General features: G+C 62.9%; 17 protein-coding genes. 7 read left to right on the top strand and 10 right to left on the bottom strand.

The window, feature by feature from the left end; translation table 11 throughout:
- Window positions 1-97 precede the first annotated feature (97 nt).
- Window positions 98-1,012 (bottom strand): spermidine synthase, encoded by a 915-nt coding sequence (locus L7A20_RS00970; RefSeq protein ID WP_237222076.1) that lies wholly within the window; start codon window positions 1,010-1,012, stop codon window positions 98-100.
- Between the two features lie 85 nt (window positions 1,013-1,097).
- Between L7A20_RS00970 and L7A20_RS00965 the strand changes: the two genes are divergently transcribed.
- Window positions 1,098-1,712, top strand: coding sequence for a GNAT family N-acetyltransferase (locus L7A20_RS00965; protein ID WP_237222075.1), 615 nt, complete (start codon window positions 1,098-1,100; stop codon window positions 1,710-1,712).
- A 70-nt stretch (window positions 1,713-1,782) separates the two neighbouring features.
- Entirely contained in the window at window positions 1,783-2,871 is a 1,089-nt protein-coding gene (locus tag L7A20_RS00960) for a glutathione S-transferase family protein (RefSeq protein WP_237222074.1), read from the top strand.
- 47 nt (window positions 2,872-2,918) lie between these two features.
- On the opposite strand, the gene L7A20_RS00955 is transcribed toward L7A20_RS00960, so the two are convergent.
- Together L7A20_RS00955 and L7A20_RS00950 are read right to left on the bottom strand one after the other, a co-directional pair.
- Window positions 2,919-4,805: a hypothetical protein gene (locus L7A20_RS00955; protein WP_237222073.1), complete on the bottom strand. Its 1,887-nt coding sequence runs from the start codon at window positions 4,803-4,805 to the stop codon at window positions 2,919-2,921.
- 2 nt (window positions 4,806-4,807) lie between these two features.
- The gene (locus tag L7A20_RS00950; RefSeq protein WP_237186768.1) at window positions 4,808-5,353 is read right to left on the bottom strand and encodes a hypothetical protein; all 546 of its coding nucleotides are present in this window, start codon (window positions 5,351-5,353) and stop codon (window positions 4,808-4,810) included.
- A 266-nt stretch (window positions 5,354-5,619) separates the two neighbouring features.
- Between L7A20_RS00950 and purB the strand changes: the two genes are divergently transcribed.
- Entirely contained in the window at window positions 5,620-7,053 is a 1,434-nt protein-coding gene (gene purB, locus L7A20_RS00945) for an adenylosuccinate lyase (protein ID WP_237222072.1), read from the top strand.
- A 93-nt stretch (window positions 7,054-7,146) separates the two neighbouring features.
- Entirely contained in the window at window positions 7,147-8,217 is a 1,071-nt protein-coding gene (locus tag L7A20_RS00940; RefSeq protein ID WP_237222071.1) for a hypothetical protein, read from the top strand.
- A 113-nt stretch (window positions 8,218-8,330) separates the two neighbouring features.
- Here the strand turns inward: L7A20_RS00940 and ypfJ are convergent, their stop codons facing one another.
- Together ypfJ and L7A20_RS00930 are read right to left on the bottom strand one after the other, a co-directional pair.
- Window positions 8,331-9,269: a KPN_02809 family neutral zinc metallopeptidase gene (gene ypfJ / locus L7A20_RS00935; RefSeq protein ID WP_237196191.1), complete on the bottom strand. Its 939-nt coding sequence runs from the start codon at window positions 9,267-9,269 to the stop codon at window positions 8,331-8,333.
- Between the two features lie 11 nt (window positions 9,270-9,280).
- Window positions 9,281-10,078 (bottom strand): di- and tripeptidase, encoded by a 798-nt coding sequence (locus L7A20_RS00930; RefSeq protein ID WP_237222070.1) that lies wholly within the window; start codon window positions 10,076-10,078, stop codon window positions 9,281-9,283.
- 213 nt (window positions 10,079-10,291) lie between these two features.
- Here L7A20_RS00930 and L7A20_RS00925 point away from each other — a divergent pair, with 213 nt between their 5' ends.
- A complete protein-coding gene (locus L7A20_RS00925) occupies window positions 10,292-10,972 on the top strand; it encodes an EamA family transporter (protein WP_237222069.1) in 681 nt (226 codons plus the stop codon).
- Between the two features lie 98 nt (window positions 10,973-11,070).
- Here the strand turns inward: L7A20_RS00925 and L7A20_RS00920 are convergent, their stop codons facing one another.
- From L7A20_RS00920 to L7A20_RS00900, 5 genes are read right to left on the bottom strand one after another with little or no spacing between them, the layout of a single operon-like run.
- On the bottom strand, window positions 11,071-11,880 hold the full coding sequence (locus tag L7A20_RS00920) for a spermidine synthase (protein ID WP_237222068.1): 810 nt from the start codon (window positions 11,878-11,880) through the stop codon (window positions 11,071-11,073).
- 26 nt (window positions 11,881-11,906) lie between these two features.
- Window positions 11,907-12,851 carry a cation diffusion facilitator family transporter gene (locus L7A20_RS00915; RefSeq protein ID WP_237222067.1) on the bottom strand — a complete coding sequence of 315 codons (945 nt, stop codon included), beginning with the start codon at window positions 12,849-12,851 and terminating at the stop codon, window positions 11,907-11,909.
- Window positions 12,852-12,862: 11 nt separating this feature from the next.
- Entirely contained in the window at window positions 12,863-13,180 is a 318-nt protein-coding gene (locus L7A20_RS00910; protein WP_237222066.1) for an acylphosphatase, read from the bottom strand.
- A 17-nt stretch (window positions 13,181-13,197) separates the two neighbouring features.
- Window positions 13,198-14,013, bottom strand: coding sequence for a carbon-nitrogen hydrolase family protein (locus tag L7A20_RS00905; RefSeq protein WP_237222065.1), 816 nt, complete (start codon window positions 14,011-14,013; stop codon window positions 13,198-13,200).
- A gap of 47 nt (window positions 14,014-14,060) precedes the next feature.
- Window positions 14,061-14,732: a DsbA family protein gene (locus tag L7A20_RS00900; RefSeq protein WP_237222064.1), complete on the bottom strand. Its 672-nt coding sequence runs from the start codon at window positions 14,730-14,732 to the stop codon at window positions 14,061-14,063.
- A gap of 225 nt (window positions 14,733-14,957) precedes the next feature.
- Here L7A20_RS00900 and pta point away from each other — a divergent pair, with 225 nt between their 5' ends.
- Window positions 14,958-17,069, top strand: a complete 2,112-nt coding sequence (pta, locus tag L7A20_RS00895; protein ID WP_237222063.1) for a phosphate acetyltransferase — start codon at window positions 14,958-14,960, stop codon at window positions 17,067-17,069.
- Window positions 17,070-17,267: 198 nt separating this feature from the next.
- Window positions 17,268-18,404, top strand: coding sequence for an acetate/propionate family kinase (locus L7A20_RS00890; protein WP_237222062.1), 1,137 nt, complete (start codon window positions 17,268-17,270; stop codon window positions 18,402-18,404).
- Window positions 18,405-18,411 lie beyond the last annotated feature (7 nt).

Genomic DNA, 18,411 nt, shown 5'->3' with positions numbered 1-18,411 from the left:
ATCACTGAGAAAAAATTTTTATCACTGATACTTAATAGTGATATGAGGTGTTCTGTCACTGGGTAGCTTTGGTGAACCACATTAACCAAACCCAGCCCTATTCTTTACGTAGCTCTCGGTCCAAGGCCGCCAAGTCAGCTTCGGGCTGGGCGTCGCGGCGCGGGGTAGCCGAGCGGGCGAAGTCGCGCACCCAGGTGTCGTCCTTATACTGGGCAGGTACCCCGCCGCCCAGCAGGCGCTTGGTGATGGCGGCGGTGGCCAGATCACCGGCTACCGGCAGGGGCGCGTGGGAGCCAGCGATAATGACATTGCCCTTGCGCCGTCCCTTGAGCATGGCCGGGTCGGCCACAATGCAGGTGTGTTCAAAGACCTGGGCGATAGCGGCTGCCTCGGCCCGGGCACCGGCCAGGGAGCGGTCGTCGCCGCAGTTGATGATGTAGAGCCCATTTGGGGCTAGCGAGCGTTCGGCCAGCTGGGTGAATTCGAGGGTGGTGAGAGGCTCCGGGGTGATGTAGCCGGCGAAGACGTCGCGGATGATGATGTCGCGCGATGCCGGGGCAAAACCTTCGGTGACGGCGCGGGCTTCACCGACCCTGATTTTGAGGGTGGGGGCCTTGGGCAGGTCGAACCATTCGCGGACGTAGGCGGCGAGTTTGCCGTCGAGTTCGACGACGGTGTTGTGGGAGGCCGGGTAGACGTCGGCCAGGTAGCGGGCCATGGAGCAGGCCCCGCCGCCCAGGTGGGTGATACGGAGCTTAGCCGGGTCGAGGTGGGCGTCAATGAAGGGCTCGATAACGGCCGCTAGCCAGCGCATGTACTCGAAGTCGAGTTCGCGGGGCTGGCCCAGCACGATGTGGGAAGACTCCATGCCGTTGATTTCGAGCACCCAGCCGCCGGGGGTGTAGTCGTCTTCGATGAGTTCGGCGATGCCGGTGTCGATGGGGTAGGTGCCTTCAACGAGGGCTTCGGGGGTTTCTACCTGTTTTTTGGGGGTTCGTCTGCGTTTTGCCACCCCTCTAGCCTAGTGGGTGGGGCGGGCTCTGCGGAGCTTGCTAGAGTGAGAGGGCAGTGACAGTGATGTGAAAGGACGGACGCGCGTGGGTTTTGTAGCTGATGGCAGGTATGTGGTGGCGCCGGTGGGCGCTGAGGACGCCGAGAAGTATGTTGACCTGCAGTTACGGTGCCTGGCGCAGACCTATAACGGGCTGGTAGACCCCGGTTTTGGGGCCCGGCAGGCGGCTGAGCGGGACGGCTGGTTGGAAGAGTTTGCTGAGAATATCGCAGCGCCCGGTGCCCGCGCCTTTTTTGCCTACGAGAATCCGGCATGGACGCCCGCCGGTGGTCTGAGCTGCGCGGTGGGAGGTGAGATTGATTGGGACGCCCCGGTCGGTTTTGCGCTGTCCCGCCCCGGCCCCCTGGCCTGGGAGCTAGAGATTGGCCTGCCCCCGGTTGATGAGGGGACGCGGGAGCTCACCCACCTTTATACTCTTGCATCGACTCACGGCACGGGCTTGGGGGCGGCTCTTTTTGATGCTGTTCTCTACCCTGATGAACCTGCCTACCTCTGGTACATCGTGGGCAATGAGCGGGCTCGGGAGTTTTATGGCCGCCGGGGCTTTAAGGACGAGGGGCTCCCCATTGACTGCGGTGGCGCCTGGGCTCCCGCGCGAACAGCCCGTATGTACCGCGGGCTGACACTGCCTTCGCACTAGAGGGGTTCAAGCCTTTCTCCGCCCTCACAAAATACTTTACTTTGAAAGTATTTTGTGAGAGGGTGGAAGCATGAGCACCACCGAACAGACAGAACACTCCACCCGCGGCTCCTACGTGCACGCCGGGGAAGAATACAACCGCGACACCACTTACATTGAAGACCGCATTGTCGCAGACCCCGCCACTACTGCCCAGCTTGACCCCGACCACCAGCTCTGGCCGGTCAAGCCCGGCGCCTACCGCCTGGTAGCCGCTCGCGCCTGCCCCTGGGCTAACCGCACCCTGATCGTCCGCCGCCTATTAGGTCTCGAAGATGCTCTCTCCGTTGGCCTACCCGGCCCCACCCACGACGCCCGCTCTTGGACCTTTGACCTCGATGAAGACGGCAAGGACCCGGTATTGGGTATTGAGCGCCTACAGCAGGCCTACTTTGCCCGCTTCCCCGACTACCCCCGCGGCATTACGGTACCCGCTATCGTCGATATTGAATCAGGTGGCGTTATCACCAATAACTTCCCGCAGATTACCGAGGACTTCTCGAAGGAGTGGAAGGCCTACCACCGCGAGGGAGCCCCTGACCTCTGGCCCGCTGAGCTCGAAGAGGAAATGCGGGCGGTGATGAAGCGTATCTACACCGAAATCAACAACGGGGTCTACCGTTGCGGTTTTGCCGGTTCCCAGGAGTCCTACGAGGCAGCCTACGACCGCCTCTGGGCGGCCCTAGACTGGGTTGAAGAGCGCCTGGCCACCCGCCGCTACCTCATGGGGGACCACATCACCGAAGCAGATGTGCGCCTCTTTACCACCCTGGTACGCTTTGACGCTGTCTACTACAGCCACTTCAAGTGCAACCGCCAGACCCTGGCCTCCATGCCCAATCTCTGGGGCTACGCCCGCGACCTCTTCCAGACCCCCGGGTTTGGCGATACCGTGGACTTCCAGCAGATCAAAGAACACTATTTTATTGTTCACGAGGACATCAACCCCACCGGCATCGTGCCCACAGGCCCTGACCTGGCCGGCTGGCTCACCCCGCACGGGCGTGAGGCCCTGGGCGGCTCCCCCTTCAATACGGACGCCGGTGCTACCGCCCCTGCCCCGGTGCGGGAGACCGAGCGAGTAGCGTCCGGCCATAACCCCCTCTACCCGGCAGCTTAAGAGCCCGCCGCTTCGTCCGCCTCCTAGCCTGGCTCCGCCCCGGTACTTCACTCGGGCGGGGTCGAGCTGGCGGGCAAAAAGACTCTCACCCCCTCATCGATTGCTTCGTCGCTGATGAGGTCACCCACCCCAGCTAGGTTGGTCAGGTTGCGTACCTGCTGCTGGGCGGTGGGTTCATACACCCGGATACTGCTATCGAGCACAGGCGCAGGCGGCTGCTCCCCCACCGCTGGCAGGGTGATGGTGGGGTTATAGAGCTGCACACCGCCAATTTCTACCTTGCGCAGCTGGGTATCGAGCCAGCGATCCCCCTTCTGTATCACCTCAGTATCTAAGGTGCGCAGGGCTGAGTCGGCGTCCTGGTAGAGGTCAGAGGGGTTAATGCTGGAACTATTGATTAAGCGGTTGCCCAACCCTATTTTCTGAGCCCCCGCGTGCACAGCGTTACCAACTCCCGCTATAGCCATCTGTTCCTGTTCGGTGCGGGTGATGTCGGGCTTCTGGGTCGTGCCGGCGGTAATCGTCGTTTTTACCACGCTGTAGCCGCCCATCAAGCCCTGCAGCTCGGGTATCACCTGCTCCGTACCGGGGTTAGCACCCGCGATCTTCACGTAGTCCGCAGCCCCGTGAACCGAGGCGTCTGCAGGTCTGTGCTGCATCACGGTAGACGCATCGGGCGCGTAGTCGGGGCGGTCACCCTGAAGGTAGGGGACGGGGTCACCCTTATACCGGGTATCAACGTGGGTCACCGACGCAGGTACCTTGATCTCGTCCACCGGACTGCCCTGGGTGATAAGCCCCTTAACCCGATAGCGGGAACCGAAGGACGTATTGGCCGCGAGCGCACCGGCAGCTAGCCCGCCCTGGCTGAACCCGGCCAGAATCACGCCGCTGCCCTCAGCCGCCCCTGCCTGTTCCAGTGCTCGCTCTACCTGGGTCATCAGGGCTGTGTACTGATTAGGGGTTAGGTCAGAACCATACCCCGAGGTAGCACTTCCGGCGGTGCCAGCCCAGGTGTTTGTGCCCCCGCGCCAGGGCTGCAAGAAATCCTCGCGCTCGCCGTCACCGTCCGTCCCGGGAATGGTGACCAGGTACTGGGTTTCACCGGTTTCTGGGTTGTAGAGGGTTTGAACCATGACGTGGTCCCAGGCGCCCTGGTAGTGGGCGGCTTCAAAGAGCTCATCGCCCCGGCTCTCTATGCCTTCCATGCGCTGGAAGTGCTCGGCGATTCCGCGGGCGCTCAGGGGTAGTTCCCGACCGGCTCCATTGGGTTCAAGCCGGGGGATACTCTTACCGGGGTCTAGGTTATCGACGCGCAGGCTGGGGCTGAGCACATCCGTCATGTCGCGGGTAGCCCGCAAGCGCCCGGTCGTACCCGTTACCTGCGCCAGCTTATTAAGTCCCTTAGTCGTATCCTGCATGATCTTACGCCCATCGGGAGTAGTGCGAGCCAGCAAGAAGGCGTCCTTCGCGTAGACCACCGCCAGCACCGCTCCCCGCTTAACAACCAGCTTAAGCAGGTCAACCCGGTAGCCGAAGGCCGACTGGGTGCCACGCAGCACCGCCATGCCCAGGGTCTGAGCCTGATTCGTCTGGTTAATAACCCGATTGGCGAAGTCCTCCGCCTGCCGGTAGTTCTCAGCGGCGCTCTGCACGCCTCGGGCTAGGCCCCGCATACCCGCCACCAGGGTGGTGAGCGTTAGGGTGTTGGTACCCAAGGACGCCAGGGCGCGGCTACCTGCCCCCGTCAGATCGAGGGAGGCCAAAAGAGCCACACGCGCAGTGAGACCACCCAGTTCCCGGCTCGCTTCTTCGTACCGCCCAGCTACGGCAGCAAGCTGGTGAGCTAGGGGCTCTAGCTCAGAGAACTCCACCGAGATACGGCCGCCCGAAGGGCCTGCCCCAGGGGCACCAGAAACGTATGCTGCGACCACGCCTACCACCCCTCTCCTGCCAAAGTAGCACTCACACGGGCAAGCAGAGGGTTGCCCATAGCCGAGGTGAGAGCCCCGTGCAGGGCAGGTAGATTAGCCCGCTCGGCGTGCACAATAAAGTCGTCAAAGTCGATATCGTCCAGCACCGCCATACCCGCTAAGGCGGCATCAAAAGCAGCCCCGGCAGCACCGATAGCAGAAGCCACCAACTCAAGCTCAGCAGCAACAGCCTCACCGGCCAACCGCACCTCCTGGGCACCGGCCTCCAACTCCCCCTGCAGAGCCCTAGCCGCACCCCCTTCTGCCTCCAAAGCCCCCTGAAAGGCACGGCCAGCCACAGAATCCCACTGCACCTGCCCCGCAGCTAAAGCCTGCCCAGAGGCCTGCCCGACGGCGTCCGCCTGCCCCAGCACCTGCTGCGCCAGCGCAGCAGACCACTCCCGCACCCGCTGAGCCAAACCCAGGGCACCCGCGGACGCGCTCGCGGCTCCCTGACTTCCCAGGCCAACCCTGCCCGCAGCCGCGACAAGCTCATACACCGAAGGCATCGCTTTTCCTCCTCACTTCTTTTACGGGCGATTCCTTAGCCCACACCCTAAAAGCAGCACCCGGCGGGGCGCCAGCGTCCGCCCGCCTGTGGATAAGCCCCGCCTCGGCCGTCCGCGCACACCACCCCAAAATTGGTGCAGCCGTGACGCAAGATGACGCAGCGAGTTCACACCCCTTGACGACAGCCACCGCTTACCCGTAAAAGCCCATCTCACACCCCCGCGAAAACGTGCGCCACCCCACCTAGCCGTGAGAAACTAGAGACATGTCTCATCGCGAAAACTGCACCACTCTGCCCTCTGGCCGTCACTCCCTCACCGGCGCGGGTCTTGCCCTCGGCGCCCTCGACGGACGCTACAAGGCCGCCACCGAACCCTTGGTCGACTACCTCTCAGAAGCCGCCCTCAACCGCGACCGCATCCACGTTGAGGTCGAATGGTTCATCTACCTCTGCGACCACCAGGTACTGCCCGGTCTTGAGCCCCTCACCGACGAGCAGCGGGCCGGCCTGCGCGCCATCGTCACCGACTTCACCGAAGAATCTGCCGCCGAGCTGGCAGAAATCGAAGCCGTCACCGTGCACGATGTGAAGGCCGTAGAATACTTCATCGCCCGCCGCCTCGAACCCCTGGGCCTGGGCCACCTCAAGCCCCTGGTTCACTTCGGCTGCACCAGCGAAGACATCAACAACCTCTCCTACGCCCTGGGCATCAAGGACGCCGTCACCAACGTCTGGTTGCCCGCCGCCCGCGGCCTGGTTGAGCAGATCATGAAGCTGGCAGAAGAGGCCCGCGACGTGCCCATGCTTTCCCGTACCCACGGTCAGCCCGCTACCCCCTCCACCCTGGGCAAGGAACTAGCTGTCTTCGCCTACCGCCTGAACCGCCAGATTAAGCACGTTGAAAACGCCGAGTTCCTGGGCAAGATTAACGGTGCAACCGGCACCTACTCCGCCCACGTCGTCTCTGTACCCACCGCCGACTGGCAGAAGATTTCAGAAGAGTTCGTCACCGGCCTGGGCCTGGACTGGAACCCCCTGACCACCCAGATCGAAAACCATGACTGGCAGGCTGAGCTCTACTCCTCCATCGCCCACTTCAACCAGGTGCTGCACAACCTCTGCACCGACGTGTGGAGCTACATCTCTATCCGCTTCTTCCGCCAGATTCCCGTTGCGGGCGCAACCGGTTCCTCCACCATGCCCCACAAGGTCAACCCCATCCGCTTCGAGAACGCCGAGGCCAACCTCGAAATCTCCAACGCCCTGCTGAACACCCTGGGCTCAACCCTGGTGCAGTCCCGCTGGCAGCGCGACCTGACTGACTCCTCCTCCCAGCGCAACATCGGCGTCGCCTTCGGTCACTCCGTGCTGGCTATCTCGAACGTGGTCAAGGGCCTGGAGCGCCTGGACATCGCCACCGACGTCATCGCCCAAGACCTCGACGAGAACTGGGAAGTTCTGGCCGAGGCCATCCAGATGGTCATGCGCGCCGAAGCAATCGCGGGCGTCCCCGGCATGGAGGATCCCTACGAGCGCCTCAAGGAGCTGACCCGCGGCCACCGCGTCGATGCCGCCCGCCTCAAGGAATTCGTCGCTGAACTCGGTCTGAGTGCGGACGCCGAAGCCCGGCTCTCTGAGCTCACTCCGGCTACCTACATCGGCCTGGCCCCCTCCCTGCTGGAGCACGCCACCCGCTAAAGGCTGACTCGCGCAGGTCACATAAGAAAACCCCGTCATACCTGGCGGGGTTTTCTACTCCCCCGAGAGGTTTTCACTTTTAAGATAGAAGGTATGACCGAGAACTCCCGCCCCGCAGACAGCTCGCCCGAGCAGACCCCGCTAGCCGTGCGCCGCCTGCGCAAGCTCCGCACCCGCTACCCCGAAGCCACCCCCGCCGACCTAGCAGAGCGCCTAGGCGGAATCTTCGTGCGCGACTTCACCCTGGTCGGGTCAGCCCAGGCAGGGGCGCAAGAGCTGACCCCCAACGTCCTCGGCAGCGTCACCCGCAACCGCCGCGTCGCCGGGCTCACCCAGGCAGCCGCCCACCTGGGCGCGGTGCAGCAGGGCATGGCCACCTACAGCCGGGCCGCCAACAAGGGCATTAACACCACCGCCCACGTGGGAAGTGCCCAGGCCGTCAAAACCTACCTACACGGCATGGCCCTGCTACACGGCCTACAGGTTGAAAGCAGCGACGAGGCCGCAACCGCTATCTTGGGGGCCGAGGTCAACGATATTCTCACCCAGATGCAGGAGGCCCCCCGCGGTGGTGGAACCACCCAGCAGATGAACATTCTGGGAGCCGTAGCCGCCATCGGCCTGCGCAACCCCCAGACCCTGCTGCTGGTCAAGGCAGGCGAACAGCTAGTCAAGGCAGGAGGCGCTGTTTTCGCTAGTCAGAAGATGCGCCGGGATTTTGCCCAGCAGATTATCGCCCAGGTAGACCAGAACCTGGGGGCAGCTCCCGACCAGCTACCTGCCAGCACCCTCACGGTCTTGAACAGCGGGCAGGACGCCGGCGGCCCGGTCGACGGGTCGGGGCAGGGTAGCGGGGGCTCGGTACCCGCCGATGATGACGCTGACCTGCTAGAACTTTCTGCCGAAGAGGTCAGTGCCATTGAAGCACCCGAGCCGGTAGCGCCTTCTGCCCTGGATGAGCCCGAGCCGATCAAGCCCTCCCAGATTGAGGCACCCGAGCCGGTGACGGCGTCCGCCATTGAAGACCCGGCCCCGGTGGTGACCGAAACTCAGGTACGGCCCAGCACCGAAGCGGAACTGGCGGCAGCCGACGGGGCAACCGCCAAGGGTGCCCGCCTAGCTGCCCGCGCGTTCGTCCGCGCCCGTTCTCGTTTCAAGGGTTAAAAGAAGGGACCAGATCCCTCCCGTATACCGTGTGGACGTTAGGTACTTTGGGAGGAATCTGGTCCCTACTGTAGAGACAGGCACGTGCCCGCGAGCACTCTACCTGCTACTAGCTAGGAGTTGAAGGGCTGGGCGCACGCTGCCATGGTGCCCTCGGTGTAGCCCTTCGTAAACCAGCTGACACGCTGTTCTGACGAGCCGTGGGTCCACAGGTCGGGGTTAACCTCTTGGCCCGAAGAACGCTGAATCGCATCGTCACCGATGGCGCGGGCCGTATCGATCGCCTGCTGGATCTGGCTCTCGGTCAGCGGGTCGAGCAGGGCATTTTCGCCCTTGTCAGCCTGGGAGGCCCAGACACCGGCATAGCAGTCGGCCTGCACCTCAACCTGCACGGCGCCAGAGTCAGCACCCGGGTCCTGGTAGTTGGAGTACTTCAGGGTGCCCATGGTCTGCTGAATGTGGTGGGCAAACTCGTGGGCGGTCACGTACATGACCGCGAAATCACCGTTCGACCCGCCCATAGCCTTGAGCTGATCAAAGAAGGGAACCGACATATACACGGTCTGGTCAGCCGGGCAGTAGAAGGGGCCAGTCTGCGAGATATTGGCGGTACCGCAGCCGGTAGAGAGCTGGCCCTCACCCAGCACCAGGTCGGGTGCGGTGTAGGAGATACCCGCCTCAGCAGGGAGCTTCTCTTCCCACACCATATCCAGGCTCACGCCGGTCGCCAGAATACGGCAATCATCGTAGCGGTTGGCGTCCTCATAGGTCTGGCAGTGGTCGAAGTTCCCGGCGCCGGTAACCTGGTCCTGCTGGGCTTCGGTGCCGTACATGGAGTTAGAACTACCGCCAGTCAGGCCACCAAGGCCGCCCGAGGCAAAAAGGAAGATAGCACCAAGAACAAGCACGCCGGGAATACCGAACTTCCGAGCCACGCTACCCATAAGCATCATCATGAGCGGGTTCGCACCACCGCCACCACCGGAGCGGCCGTTGCCGCCCGATGAGCCTCGCTGGGAGTAGTTGTTATCTAGGTTGTCGTTAAAACCCATGACAGTTCTCTTTACTTCTCAAGCTGCGCGGTCTCACTCTGCGCACCCTCGGAGGTGCTGGCGTCCTGACCGCCCTCAAACCTGGGGGCGCGGTCAGAGTTCAGGGCATCGGGGAAAACAGCGGGCAGGGCGCCGAAGGTCTGCTCGACCGACTTGACCACGTTCTTGCCCAGAGCCAGGTTGGCACCGCCACCCACCACAGCGCCCACACCGAAGGGCAGGGCGCGACCCAGCAGGGCGCCGGACTGGCGGGTCAAGAAACGCTTAATAAACATGTTGCGAATGGTGCGCTCGATGCTGAAGATCTTGCCGGAGTCCTTGGAGCCCATCATCATGCCCCACTTACGGGAAACACCACCGGTCTTACCGGTGTGGGCCAGAATCGAGTTCATAAGCACGGAGCCGTCCTCACCCAGCATGATAGCCATGACCATGAGACGGGACTTTTCGGGATCATCAACGTGCACGCCGTGCAGTTCAGCCATAGCCTGCGCGTAGATAGCGGTGCGCTCCAGATAGCCGCCCACCGCCAGGGCAGAGAGGCCGACGGACGCCGCAGTACCCAGACCGGGCACAAAAGCGGTTGCGCCCACGGCACCGCCACCGACCGTCACATCGCGCAGGTAGGCCTTTTCGAGGCGCTTGGCGATCTGGTCGGGGGTCTCGTGGGGGTGCTTCTCACGCATCTTCTTGAGCATGGAAACAATCAGGGGGCGCTGAACCTTCAGCACGGTGTCTACGGTGCGGGTAACCGCGGGCTTGGGCTGACCGTTAGCGTCAAAAGCGCTAGATGCGTTGAAGTTGAACATAGCTTTTAGTTTACCGGCAAACGGCCCTAAACACAGTGTGCTTGCTATCGTGTATGCCCTGGGCATGACAGGTTACGCAGCACCTCTAGGCGGTAACTGTGGCACCGGCCGCCACATGTGTGAGCGACACCGTAACATTTGGCGGTCAGCGCCACCCCTACGGCAGGCAGCCACCTACACTGTTTGCAGTACCCCTCACGAAAGAAGGCACCTGTGCAGGCAGTTCGTTCTCGTTTCACCGACTCCGATAAGACCACCGGCGTGCTTCTCGTGATCGGCTCCTGTATCTCTCTACAGATAGGCGCGGCTTTTGCGGTGCAGCTCTTCCCCCAGCTGGGTGCCTGGGGCGTCACTACCCTGCGGCTAGGGGTAGCTGCCCTAGTCATCTGCGCTCTTACCCGGCCCCGTTTCTGGGCCTGGGACCTACCCCAGTGGATTGCCGTGGCCCTACTCGGGGCATCTTTTGCCTTTATGAACGGGGCCTTCTACCACGCCATCGAGCTGCTGCCTTTGGGACTGGCGGTGTCTGTAGAATTTATCGGCCCGCTCGTGCTCGCAGCGGTGCTTTCCCGCCGTCTCATTGACGGGCTCTGGATCGGGCTAGCCACCATCGGTATGGCCCTCATCGGAGTTGAAAAGGCCTTCGGGGCCGAACATATCTCCACCCTGGGCTTGGCCTTTGCACTAGTCGCAGGCTTTTTCTGGGCCTGCTATATTCTGGCAAGCTCCCGCGTGGGCAGGCTCATCGACGGGGCTGGCGGCCTGGGTGCCGCCTGCCCAACAATGTCTTCTCTATTCTGCTCAGCCTGGAACCCGGCATCGCGGCTATCGGCGGCTGGCTGTTGCTCTCCCAAGACACCGGAGCCCTACGCTGGACGGCAATTCTACTGCTGACGGTAGCCTCCATGGGCATCACCGTCACCTCACGCCCTCAGCGGGCAGCGGGCGAACCCGCACCCGTCACCAGCACCATCGCCCAGGTGGACGCCCCCCTAGCCCAGCTTGTCGAGCAGCTCCACCAGTTCATCGGTGTCCAGGGCGGACGCCGGGTGCGGCCCGGCACCCACCAGGTAGGTCGCGGCGTCCTGGGTGAGGGCCACATGGGAGCCCACCAGAATAAGGTTGCCCGCATGGCGGCCGCCCAGCATGGTGGTATCAGCCAGACACCAGACGTGCTCAAAGACCTCTAATAGGGTTCGGGCCTGGGCCACGAAGAAGCTGAGACCGGCATCGTCGCCCACATTGACGGCCAGCAGGCCGCCCGCACTATCACCTGTTGCCGGGGCCAGGGCCTCGCGCAGGTCGGTGTAAAACTCGGCGGTGGTCAGGTGGGGCGGGGCCTCCCAGCCCGAGAAAATATCGAGGACGACCACATCCAGACCGCCCGGGGCACCCAACTCATCCCTCAGTCTGGGAGCTGCCGCGGCGGCGTCCTCAATCAAAATTGTGCAGTTAGTACCCTCTGGCAGGGGTAGCTGCTCCATCACAAAGCCGGGCAGCTCCCGCTCGATGTCAACAGCCAGTTGGGCTGAGCCGGGCCGGGTGGCCTGAATATAGCGCACCAGGGTCAGAGCCCCTGCCCCCAGGTGGGCGGCGGTGATGGGCGCCCCGGGCTCAGCCTGAAGATCAACCAGGTTGCCGATCCGGCGTAGGTACTCGTAGAAGATGAAGTCGGGGTGGGCTAGATCCACGTGAGACTGCTCTGCCCCGCCGATTTCAAGAATCCGGCCGGTCGCTGAGAAGCCGTCAGGGGCAACGGATGCGCTCAGGCCAGAAAAAGAAAGTTGAATGGTGCGTGACATGTTCTCTAGCCTAGCCCCTTTCCGGTCTAGTGCAGGTGCCGCAGGTCTTCGTCGGCAGCCAGGGAGTGCGGCTCCATCTGGAAGGTGGAGTGCTTAATGGACACCTCAAAATGCTCAGCCACGCAGCTTTGCAGGTGTTTGAGAATCTCTACGGAGTGGCCCGAGGTGAAGCACTCGTCGTCGAGCACAATGTGGGCGGTGAGCACCGGCAGGTCGGAGGAAATCTGGCTGGCGTGTAGGTCGTGTACGGCAACCACGTGGGGCTGGCTTTCCAGGTGGCGGCGGACCTCGTCGAGATCAAGCCCGCGCGGGGTTGATTCCAGCAGGACCGAGGTGGTTTCGCGGAAGAGCTTGACGGTGCGCGGAATAATGAGCAGGCCGATGAGCACAGCCACTAGGGCGTCGGCCTGGTAGAAGCCGGTACGCCAGATAATAAGGGCCGAGATAATAACCGCCACCGACCCCAGGGCGTCGTTGAGCACTTCCAGGAAGGCGGCCCGCATGTTGAAGTTGGTGCGGTCGCCGCCCACCAGCACCGCAATCATCACGATGTTGCCCACCAGGCCAATGACGCCGAAAATCAGCACTTCAAGGCCGGGTATGGGGGCAGGTTCCAGCAGGCGCTGCACCGCCTCGTAAAGCACAAAGAGCCCAACCCCGAGCAGCACGGCGGCCTGGAACATGGCCGAGAGCACCTCGACCCGGCGGAACCCCCAGGTGTGGCGCGAGGACGCCGGCAGGCGGGCCAGACGCGCGGCGGCCAGGGCAACGCTGACCCCCAGGGCATCGGTGAAAACGTGGACCGTGTCAAAGAGCAGGGCCAGGGAACCGGTCAGCCAGGCTCCGGTCAACTGGAAGGCAACCAATGACCAGGCAATAACCACCACAATGATAAGGCGGCGCTCGTTAGCCCCGCTGCCGTGGGAATGCCCGTGGGCATGGCTGTGGGAGTGGCCGTGCGAGTGGCCCATGGTGTGCCCTTCTAGTAAATGCCGAACCCCTTATAGGAGCCAACCGGCTGGGTGATGTCAGAGTCAACATGATCAATCCTACCAGCGGTATCGCCGCCGGTCAGTTCGGCAAGGAGCTGCTCACAGGCGTCCGCGCTGCCCTGGGCGACAATCTCAACCGACCCGTCGTCCATGTTTTTGGCGTAGCCCACCAGCCCCAGGGGCTTAGCAATACCGGCCACCCACCAGCGAAAGCCCACGCCCTGCACGTGCCCGTAGGCTGTCGCCATGAGCTGGGCCTCAGCGGGTTCAGCGGGAGTTTTATCGGTGAAAATATCAAAGAAACCCATGTCAGAAGACTCTTTCTCTAGTAGTCCAGCTTGGCGTTCGCCAGTACGGGTAGGGCCTGGCGGGCCCGGTCTACCTCGGTGAGGTCAAGGTCAACCACCAGAATCTCGGGAGCTTCACCGGCCTCAGCCAGGGTCGCACCGAAGGGGGAAACTACCCGGGAGCAGCCCACGCCGGTCGGCTGGGTAATATCTGCCCGCGGGTCAGCGCTGGTGGGCGATGCCTGATCAACAGCCAACACAAACATATTGGAATCTAGGGCACGGGCACTGGTGAGAATCTGCCACTGGCTCACCTTCCCCTCACCCCCAGCCCAGGACGCCGCAACAATCGTCGCCTTAGCCCCTGCCCGGGAGTAGTCGGCAAAAAGCTTGGGGAAGCGCACGTCGTAACAGGTGGCCAGGCCAATTTTGGTGCCGTCCACGGTGACGGTCACCAGCTGCTCACCGGCCTTGACCCCCTCAGATTCTTTAAACCCAAAGGCGTCGTAGAGGTGCATCTTGGTGTAGACAGTCTCTACCCCGTTCTGGTCGAAGCAGTAGAGGTTGTTGTAGACCCGCAGGTTCCATTCGTCAGCTAGCTGCACCGGGGCGAAGCCGCCCGCCACCACGGTCACGTAGTTCTCACGCGCGATGTTAGCGAGGGCGGTGCGGAAGGTCAGCTCGTGTTGGGCCGCATCGTCATACAGCCGCCCGCCGAAGCTGAGCATGGCCGCCTCGGGGAAGACCACCAGGCGGGCACCGCGCTCTGCTGCGAGCGCCGTGTATTCACGGATCGTCTCGATATTGCGGGCAACGTCCTTGGTACTGAGCATCTGGGCGAGGGCTATCTTCATACCTTCAACTCTAGAGGGCACAGCGGGCGGTGACCAGGGTAACGCGTTTAGAGCCCGGCCGCCTGTTTGAAGGCCGCCACCATATCGGCGGTGCTGGTGCCTGAGTCCACGTTCTCCAGTTTGGTTCCCTCCACCACGAAACTGGGGGTGCCCTTCACACCTGCGGCGATGCCGTCCTGGTACTCCTGCTCAATCAGGGCCAGGGCCTCTTCGCTTGCCAGGTCAGACTCGAAACGGGCGCGGTCCAGGCCCAGCTCTTCGGCGTAGTCACCCATGAGGGTGGCGAACTGGGCGGTGTCGGTGATCTCCTTCCAGTCGGCCTGGTGGGTGTAGAGGTGATCAGCCATAGCCACGTAAGCCCCCTGGGCCTCAGCAGCCTGCACTGCCTGGGCCGCAGGGACGGCATTGGCGTGCATGGGCAGCGGGAAATGGCGTACCGTCACGTTCATGGTGCCCTCCAGTTCGGCAGCGGCTTCACGGTACTTGGGGTCGGCCTTAGCGCAGTAGGGGCACTGCAGATCGGTGTAAAGGGTGACCGTGGGGGCCCCGTCCGTCACGGCATTGAGCTGGTAGCCAGCATCGGTGCGGACGCCCGCCGCAGCTTCACCGCTCGCGGGGGCAGAAGCGCCGGCAGTGGTCTCGGTAGAACCGCTACAGGCCACCAAGCCCAGCAGAGGGAGGGTGCTCACAAGGGCTCGGCGGGTGAGTTTCGCAGACATAAGACTCTTCTCTCAGACGATAGTTCTGAACCCAGCCTAACCACCCGCCTGCGCTCCGCGCGGGCACAGACTGTCAGCAAGCGTCCGCCCCTCATGAGATACCACACAAACGCACGCCGCTCCGCCCCTAAAGCCCACACAAAGGAATAAACTCAGAAGTAAGCATACGGTAGCCCCACGGTCACCGTAACCCACAAAAACACAGCCACAAGGATGTAGACCCAGATGACCAACGGCATGTACATTTCCGCGATGAACCAGGGCTCAGGCAAGTCCCTCATCGCCATCGGCCTAATCGACTCCCTGCTCAAAGAAACCGACCGCGTGGGCTTCTTCCGCCCCGTCTTCAGCGGCGAAATCGAGTCACAAGACCCCCTCATCCGTCTGCTCCGCACCAAGTACAACCTCAGCGACGCCCAGGCCCGCGGCGGTGTCTCCCTCGAACGCTGCCGCGAACTGCTGGCCTCCGGCGACCACGAAGAAATGTCCTCCATCGCCGTCTCCGTCTACTCCGACATGGCCAAGCACTGCGACGCCATCATCGTCGACGGCACCGACCTGCTCTCCCACAACGCAGCAACCGTAGAATTCGACCTCAACGCCCAGTTCGCCAAAGACCTCGGCACCCCCGTCATCGCCGTCGTCGGCGCCCAGGAATCCACCGTCTCAGATGTGGTCAACGCTGTTGACGTAGCCCGCACCGAACTCCATGCTGCCAAGGTCGATGTCCTGGCCGTCATGGTCAACCGCGCCCGCCCCGAACTGCGCGAAGAAATCCTCAAGAACGTCAAGCGCGGCCCCTCAAACCGCCCTGTCTACGTCCTACCCGAACTCCCCGAAATCTCACTCCCCACCGTCGCCGAAGTCGTCTACAACCTCGGCCTCAACCACGAGGGCATGAGCCAGGACTTCCTCGACCGCGACATCCACGACATCAAAATCGCGGCCATGACCGTCTCCAACTTCCTCTCCCAGTTCACCGACGGCGACTTCGTCATCGTCCCCGGCGACCGAACCGACATCATGGTCGCAACCCTCGCGTCCGCCCTCTCCCCCACCTTCCCCGCCCCCTCAGGCCTACTCCTCACCGGCGGCCTCGCAGCAGAACTCAAGGGCGACACCGCCATCGGCCAGCTCGTCGAAAAGGCACCCTTCCCCGTCTTCTCCACCCAGCTCGACACCTTCAAAGCCGGCCGCGCCGTCTCCATGGTGCGCGGCCAGCTCGCCCTCGGCCAACCCCGCAAAATCGCAACCGCCCTCGGCGAATGGTTCCGCAACGTCGACGAAAAGGAACTCTTCGAGCGCCTCGAACTCGAACGCCCCGCAACCATGACCCCCCTGCGCTTCCTGCACAACCTCATCGAAAAGGCCCGCAGCGACCGCCGCTCCATCGTCCTACCCGAAGGCTACGACCCCCGCATCCTGCGCGCAGCCTCCATCATCGTCCGCCGCGACTTCTGCGACCTCACCCTCATCGGCAACCCCGAAAAAATCGCAGAAATCTGCCAGCGCGAATCCATCGACCTGCCCATCGCAGAGGACGGCAAGCGCGGCGTCACCATCATCGACCTCGACAACAACACCTACACCGAGGACTTCGCCAAAACCTACGCCGAACTGCGCGCCCACAAGGGCATGACCCTCGAAGGCGCACAGAACCGCATGATGGACCCCTCCTACTTCGGCACCATGCTGGTACACAAGGGCATCGTCGACGGCATGGTCTCCGGCGCCGTGAACACCACCGCCAACACCATCCGCCCCTCCCTGGAATTCATCAAGACCCGCGAAGGCGTCAAGGTCGTCTCCTCCGTCTTCCTCATGCTCATGGAAGACCGCGTGCTCGTCTTCGGCGACTGCGCCGTGAACCCCAACCCCAACGCAGAGCAGTTGGCCGACATCGCCAAGGCCTCCGCCGAGACCGCTCGCCAGTTCGGTGTTGACCCCAAGGTCGCCATGCTCTCCTACTCCACCGGCACCTCCGGCTCCGGCACCGACGTCGAACTCGTCGTTGAAGCCACCGAGAAGCTACGCGAAGCCAACCCCGACTTCGCCTTTGAGGGCCCCATCCAGTTCGACGCAGCCTCCAACATGTCCATCGCCTCCTCCAAGCTCCCCGGCTCAGAGGTCGCAGGTCAGGCAACCGTCTTCATCTTCCCCGACCTGAACACCGGCAACAACACCTACAAGGCTGTTCAGCAGACCTCCGGCGCTGTAGCCGTCGGCCCCGTCCTGCAGGGCCTGCGCAAGCCCGTCAACGACCTCTCCCGCGGCGCTACCGTCGATGACATCATCAACACCGTAGCTATCACCGCGATCCAGGCTCAGACCCTGTAATAGGACGCACGGGGTTGGGTTGGCATAACGGCCGCAGCGGACTCCCCTGCGGCGACTAACCTTCTCGAGCTCGCCCTGGGGGGCTCGCTCGATTCATGCCAGACCCAGCCAGTCGCCTTTCGGGGAGTCCGCCTGCGCCCTAGGCGCGGGCGTCCGCGTGCCCCCTCACTCACTAAGTAACTAAAGGAAAACACCTTCATGCTCGTACTCGTTATTAACTGCGGTTCCTCATCTGTGAAGTACCAGGTGCGTGACACCGCCGCTACCAGTGAAGAGAACCAGGTCATCGCTAAGGGCCTGGTTGAGAACATCGGCTCAGCTGACATTCCCGATCACACCGTAGCCCTGGACATCATGGCTAAGGCCCTGGTTGAGCCCCTGCACGGCAAGACCATCGACGCCATCGGCCACCGCGTGGTTCAGGGCGGTGACATCTTCTCTGAGCCCGTCCTGATTACCGACGAGGTCACCGCAACCATCGATGAGCTCTCACCCCTCGCACCCCTGCACAACCCCGCCCACGTTCTGGGTATCAAGGCAGCTCAGGCCACCTACCCCGGCGTCCCCATGGTCGCGGTCTTCGACAATGCCTTCCACTCCACCATGCCCGAGCACGTCTACCGCTACGCTGTTCCCGAAGAACTCGTTGAGAAGTACGGCGTACGCCGCTACGGCGCCCACGGCACCAGCCACGACTACGTCACCGGCGTTGCCGCCGAATTCCTCGGCATTGACCGCTCAGAATTCAACGGCATCATCGCCCACCTGGGCAATGGCGCCTCCATCACCGCCGTCCAGGGCGGCAAGTGCCTGGACACCTCCATGGGCTACACCCCCCTGGCTGGTCTGGTCATGGGTACCCGCTCTGGCGACATCGACCCCTCAGTACTCACCAATGTCATGCAGCGCGGCAACATCTCCCCCGAGAAGATGGACCATATCCTCAACAAGGAATCAGGTCTGCTCGCTATCGCTGGCAACAACGACATGCGCGCCGTGGTTGAGGCTATGGAAGCTGGGGACGAGCGCGCCAAGCTGGCCCTGGACATGACTTCCTACCGCCTGGCTAAGTACATTGGCGCCTACCATGTGGCTGTTGGTGGCGCTAAGGCCCTGGTCTTCACCGCCGGTATTGGTGAGAACTCCCACCAGTTCCGTAAGCTGGCTGTTGAGCGTCTGGGCGCCCTGGGCATCAAGCTGGACGCCGAAGCCAACAAGGTACGCGGCGACGAGCCCCGCATCATCTCCACCGAGGACTCAGCCATTCCCGTGCTGGTTGTTCCCACCAACGAGGAAAAGGCTATCGCTGAGGCTACTGAGGCCCTGGTTGCCTAAGTTTTAG

The organism is Rothia nasimurium (genome assembly GCF_928381415.1).
GTDB classification, from domain to species: Bacteria; Actinomycetota; Actinomycetes; order Actinomycetales; family Micrococcaceae; genus Rothia; species Rothia nasimurium_H.
This window is presented reverse-complemented; position numbering and strand designations above follow the sequence as displayed.

What these genes read in the sequence shown, in the direction of transcription:
- L7A20_RS00950 (WP_237186768.1), bottom strand. Translation starts at nt 5,353, where the DNA reads ATGCCTTCGGTGTATGAGCTTGTCGCGGCTGCGGGCAGGGTTGGCCTG.
- L7A20_RS00905 (WP_237222065.1), bottom strand. Translation starts at nt 14,013, where the DNA reads ATGAAGATAGCCCTCGCCCAGATGCTCAGTACCAAGGACGTTGCCCGC.
- ypfJ (WP_237196191.1), bottom strand. Translation starts at nt 9,269, where the DNA reads ATGGGTTTTAACGACAACCTAGATAACAACTACTCCCAGCGAGGCTCA.
- L7A20_RS00940 (WP_237222071.1), top strand. Translation starts at nt 7,147, where the DNA reads ATGACCGAGAACTCCCGCCCCGCAGACAGCTCGCCCGAGCAGACCCCG.
- L7A20_RS00900 (WP_237222064.1), bottom strand. Translation starts at nt 14,732, where the DNA reads ATGTCTGCGAAACTCACCCGCCGAGCCCTTGTGAGCACCCTCCCTCTG.
- L7A20_RS00920 (WP_237222068.1), bottom strand. Translation starts at nt 11,880, where the DNA reads ATGTCACGCACCATTCAACTTTCTTTTTCTGGCCTGAGCGCATCCGTT.
- L7A20_RS00915 (WP_237222067.1), bottom strand. Translation starts at nt 12,851, where the DNA reads ATGGGCCACTCGCACGGCCACTCCCACAGCCATGCCCACGGGCATTCC.
- pta (WP_237222063.1), top strand. Translation starts at nt 14,958, where the DNA reads ATGACCAACGGCATGTACATTTCCGCGATGAACCAGGGCTCAGGCAAG.
- L7A20_RS00960 (WP_237222074.1), top strand. Translation starts at nt 1,783, where the DNA reads ATGAGCACCACCGAACAGACAGAACACTCCACCCGCGGCTCCTACGTG.
- L7A20_RS00910 (WP_237222066.1), bottom strand. Translation starts at nt 13,180, where the DNA reads ATGGGTTTCTTTGATATTTTCACCGATAAAACTCCCGCTGAACCCGCT.
- L7A20_RS00890 (WP_237222062.1), top strand. Translation starts at nt 17,268, where the DNA reads ATGCTCGTACTCGTTATTAACTGCGGTTCCTCATCTGTGAAGTACCAG.
- purB (WP_237222072.1), top strand. Translation starts at nt 5,620, where the DNA reads ATGTCTCATCGCGAAAACTGCACCACTCTGCCCTCTGGCCGTCACTCC.
- L7A20_RS00930 (WP_237222070.1), bottom strand. Translation starts at nt 10,078, where the DNA reads ATGTTCAACTTCAACGCATCTAGCGCTTTTGACGCTAACGGTCAGCCC.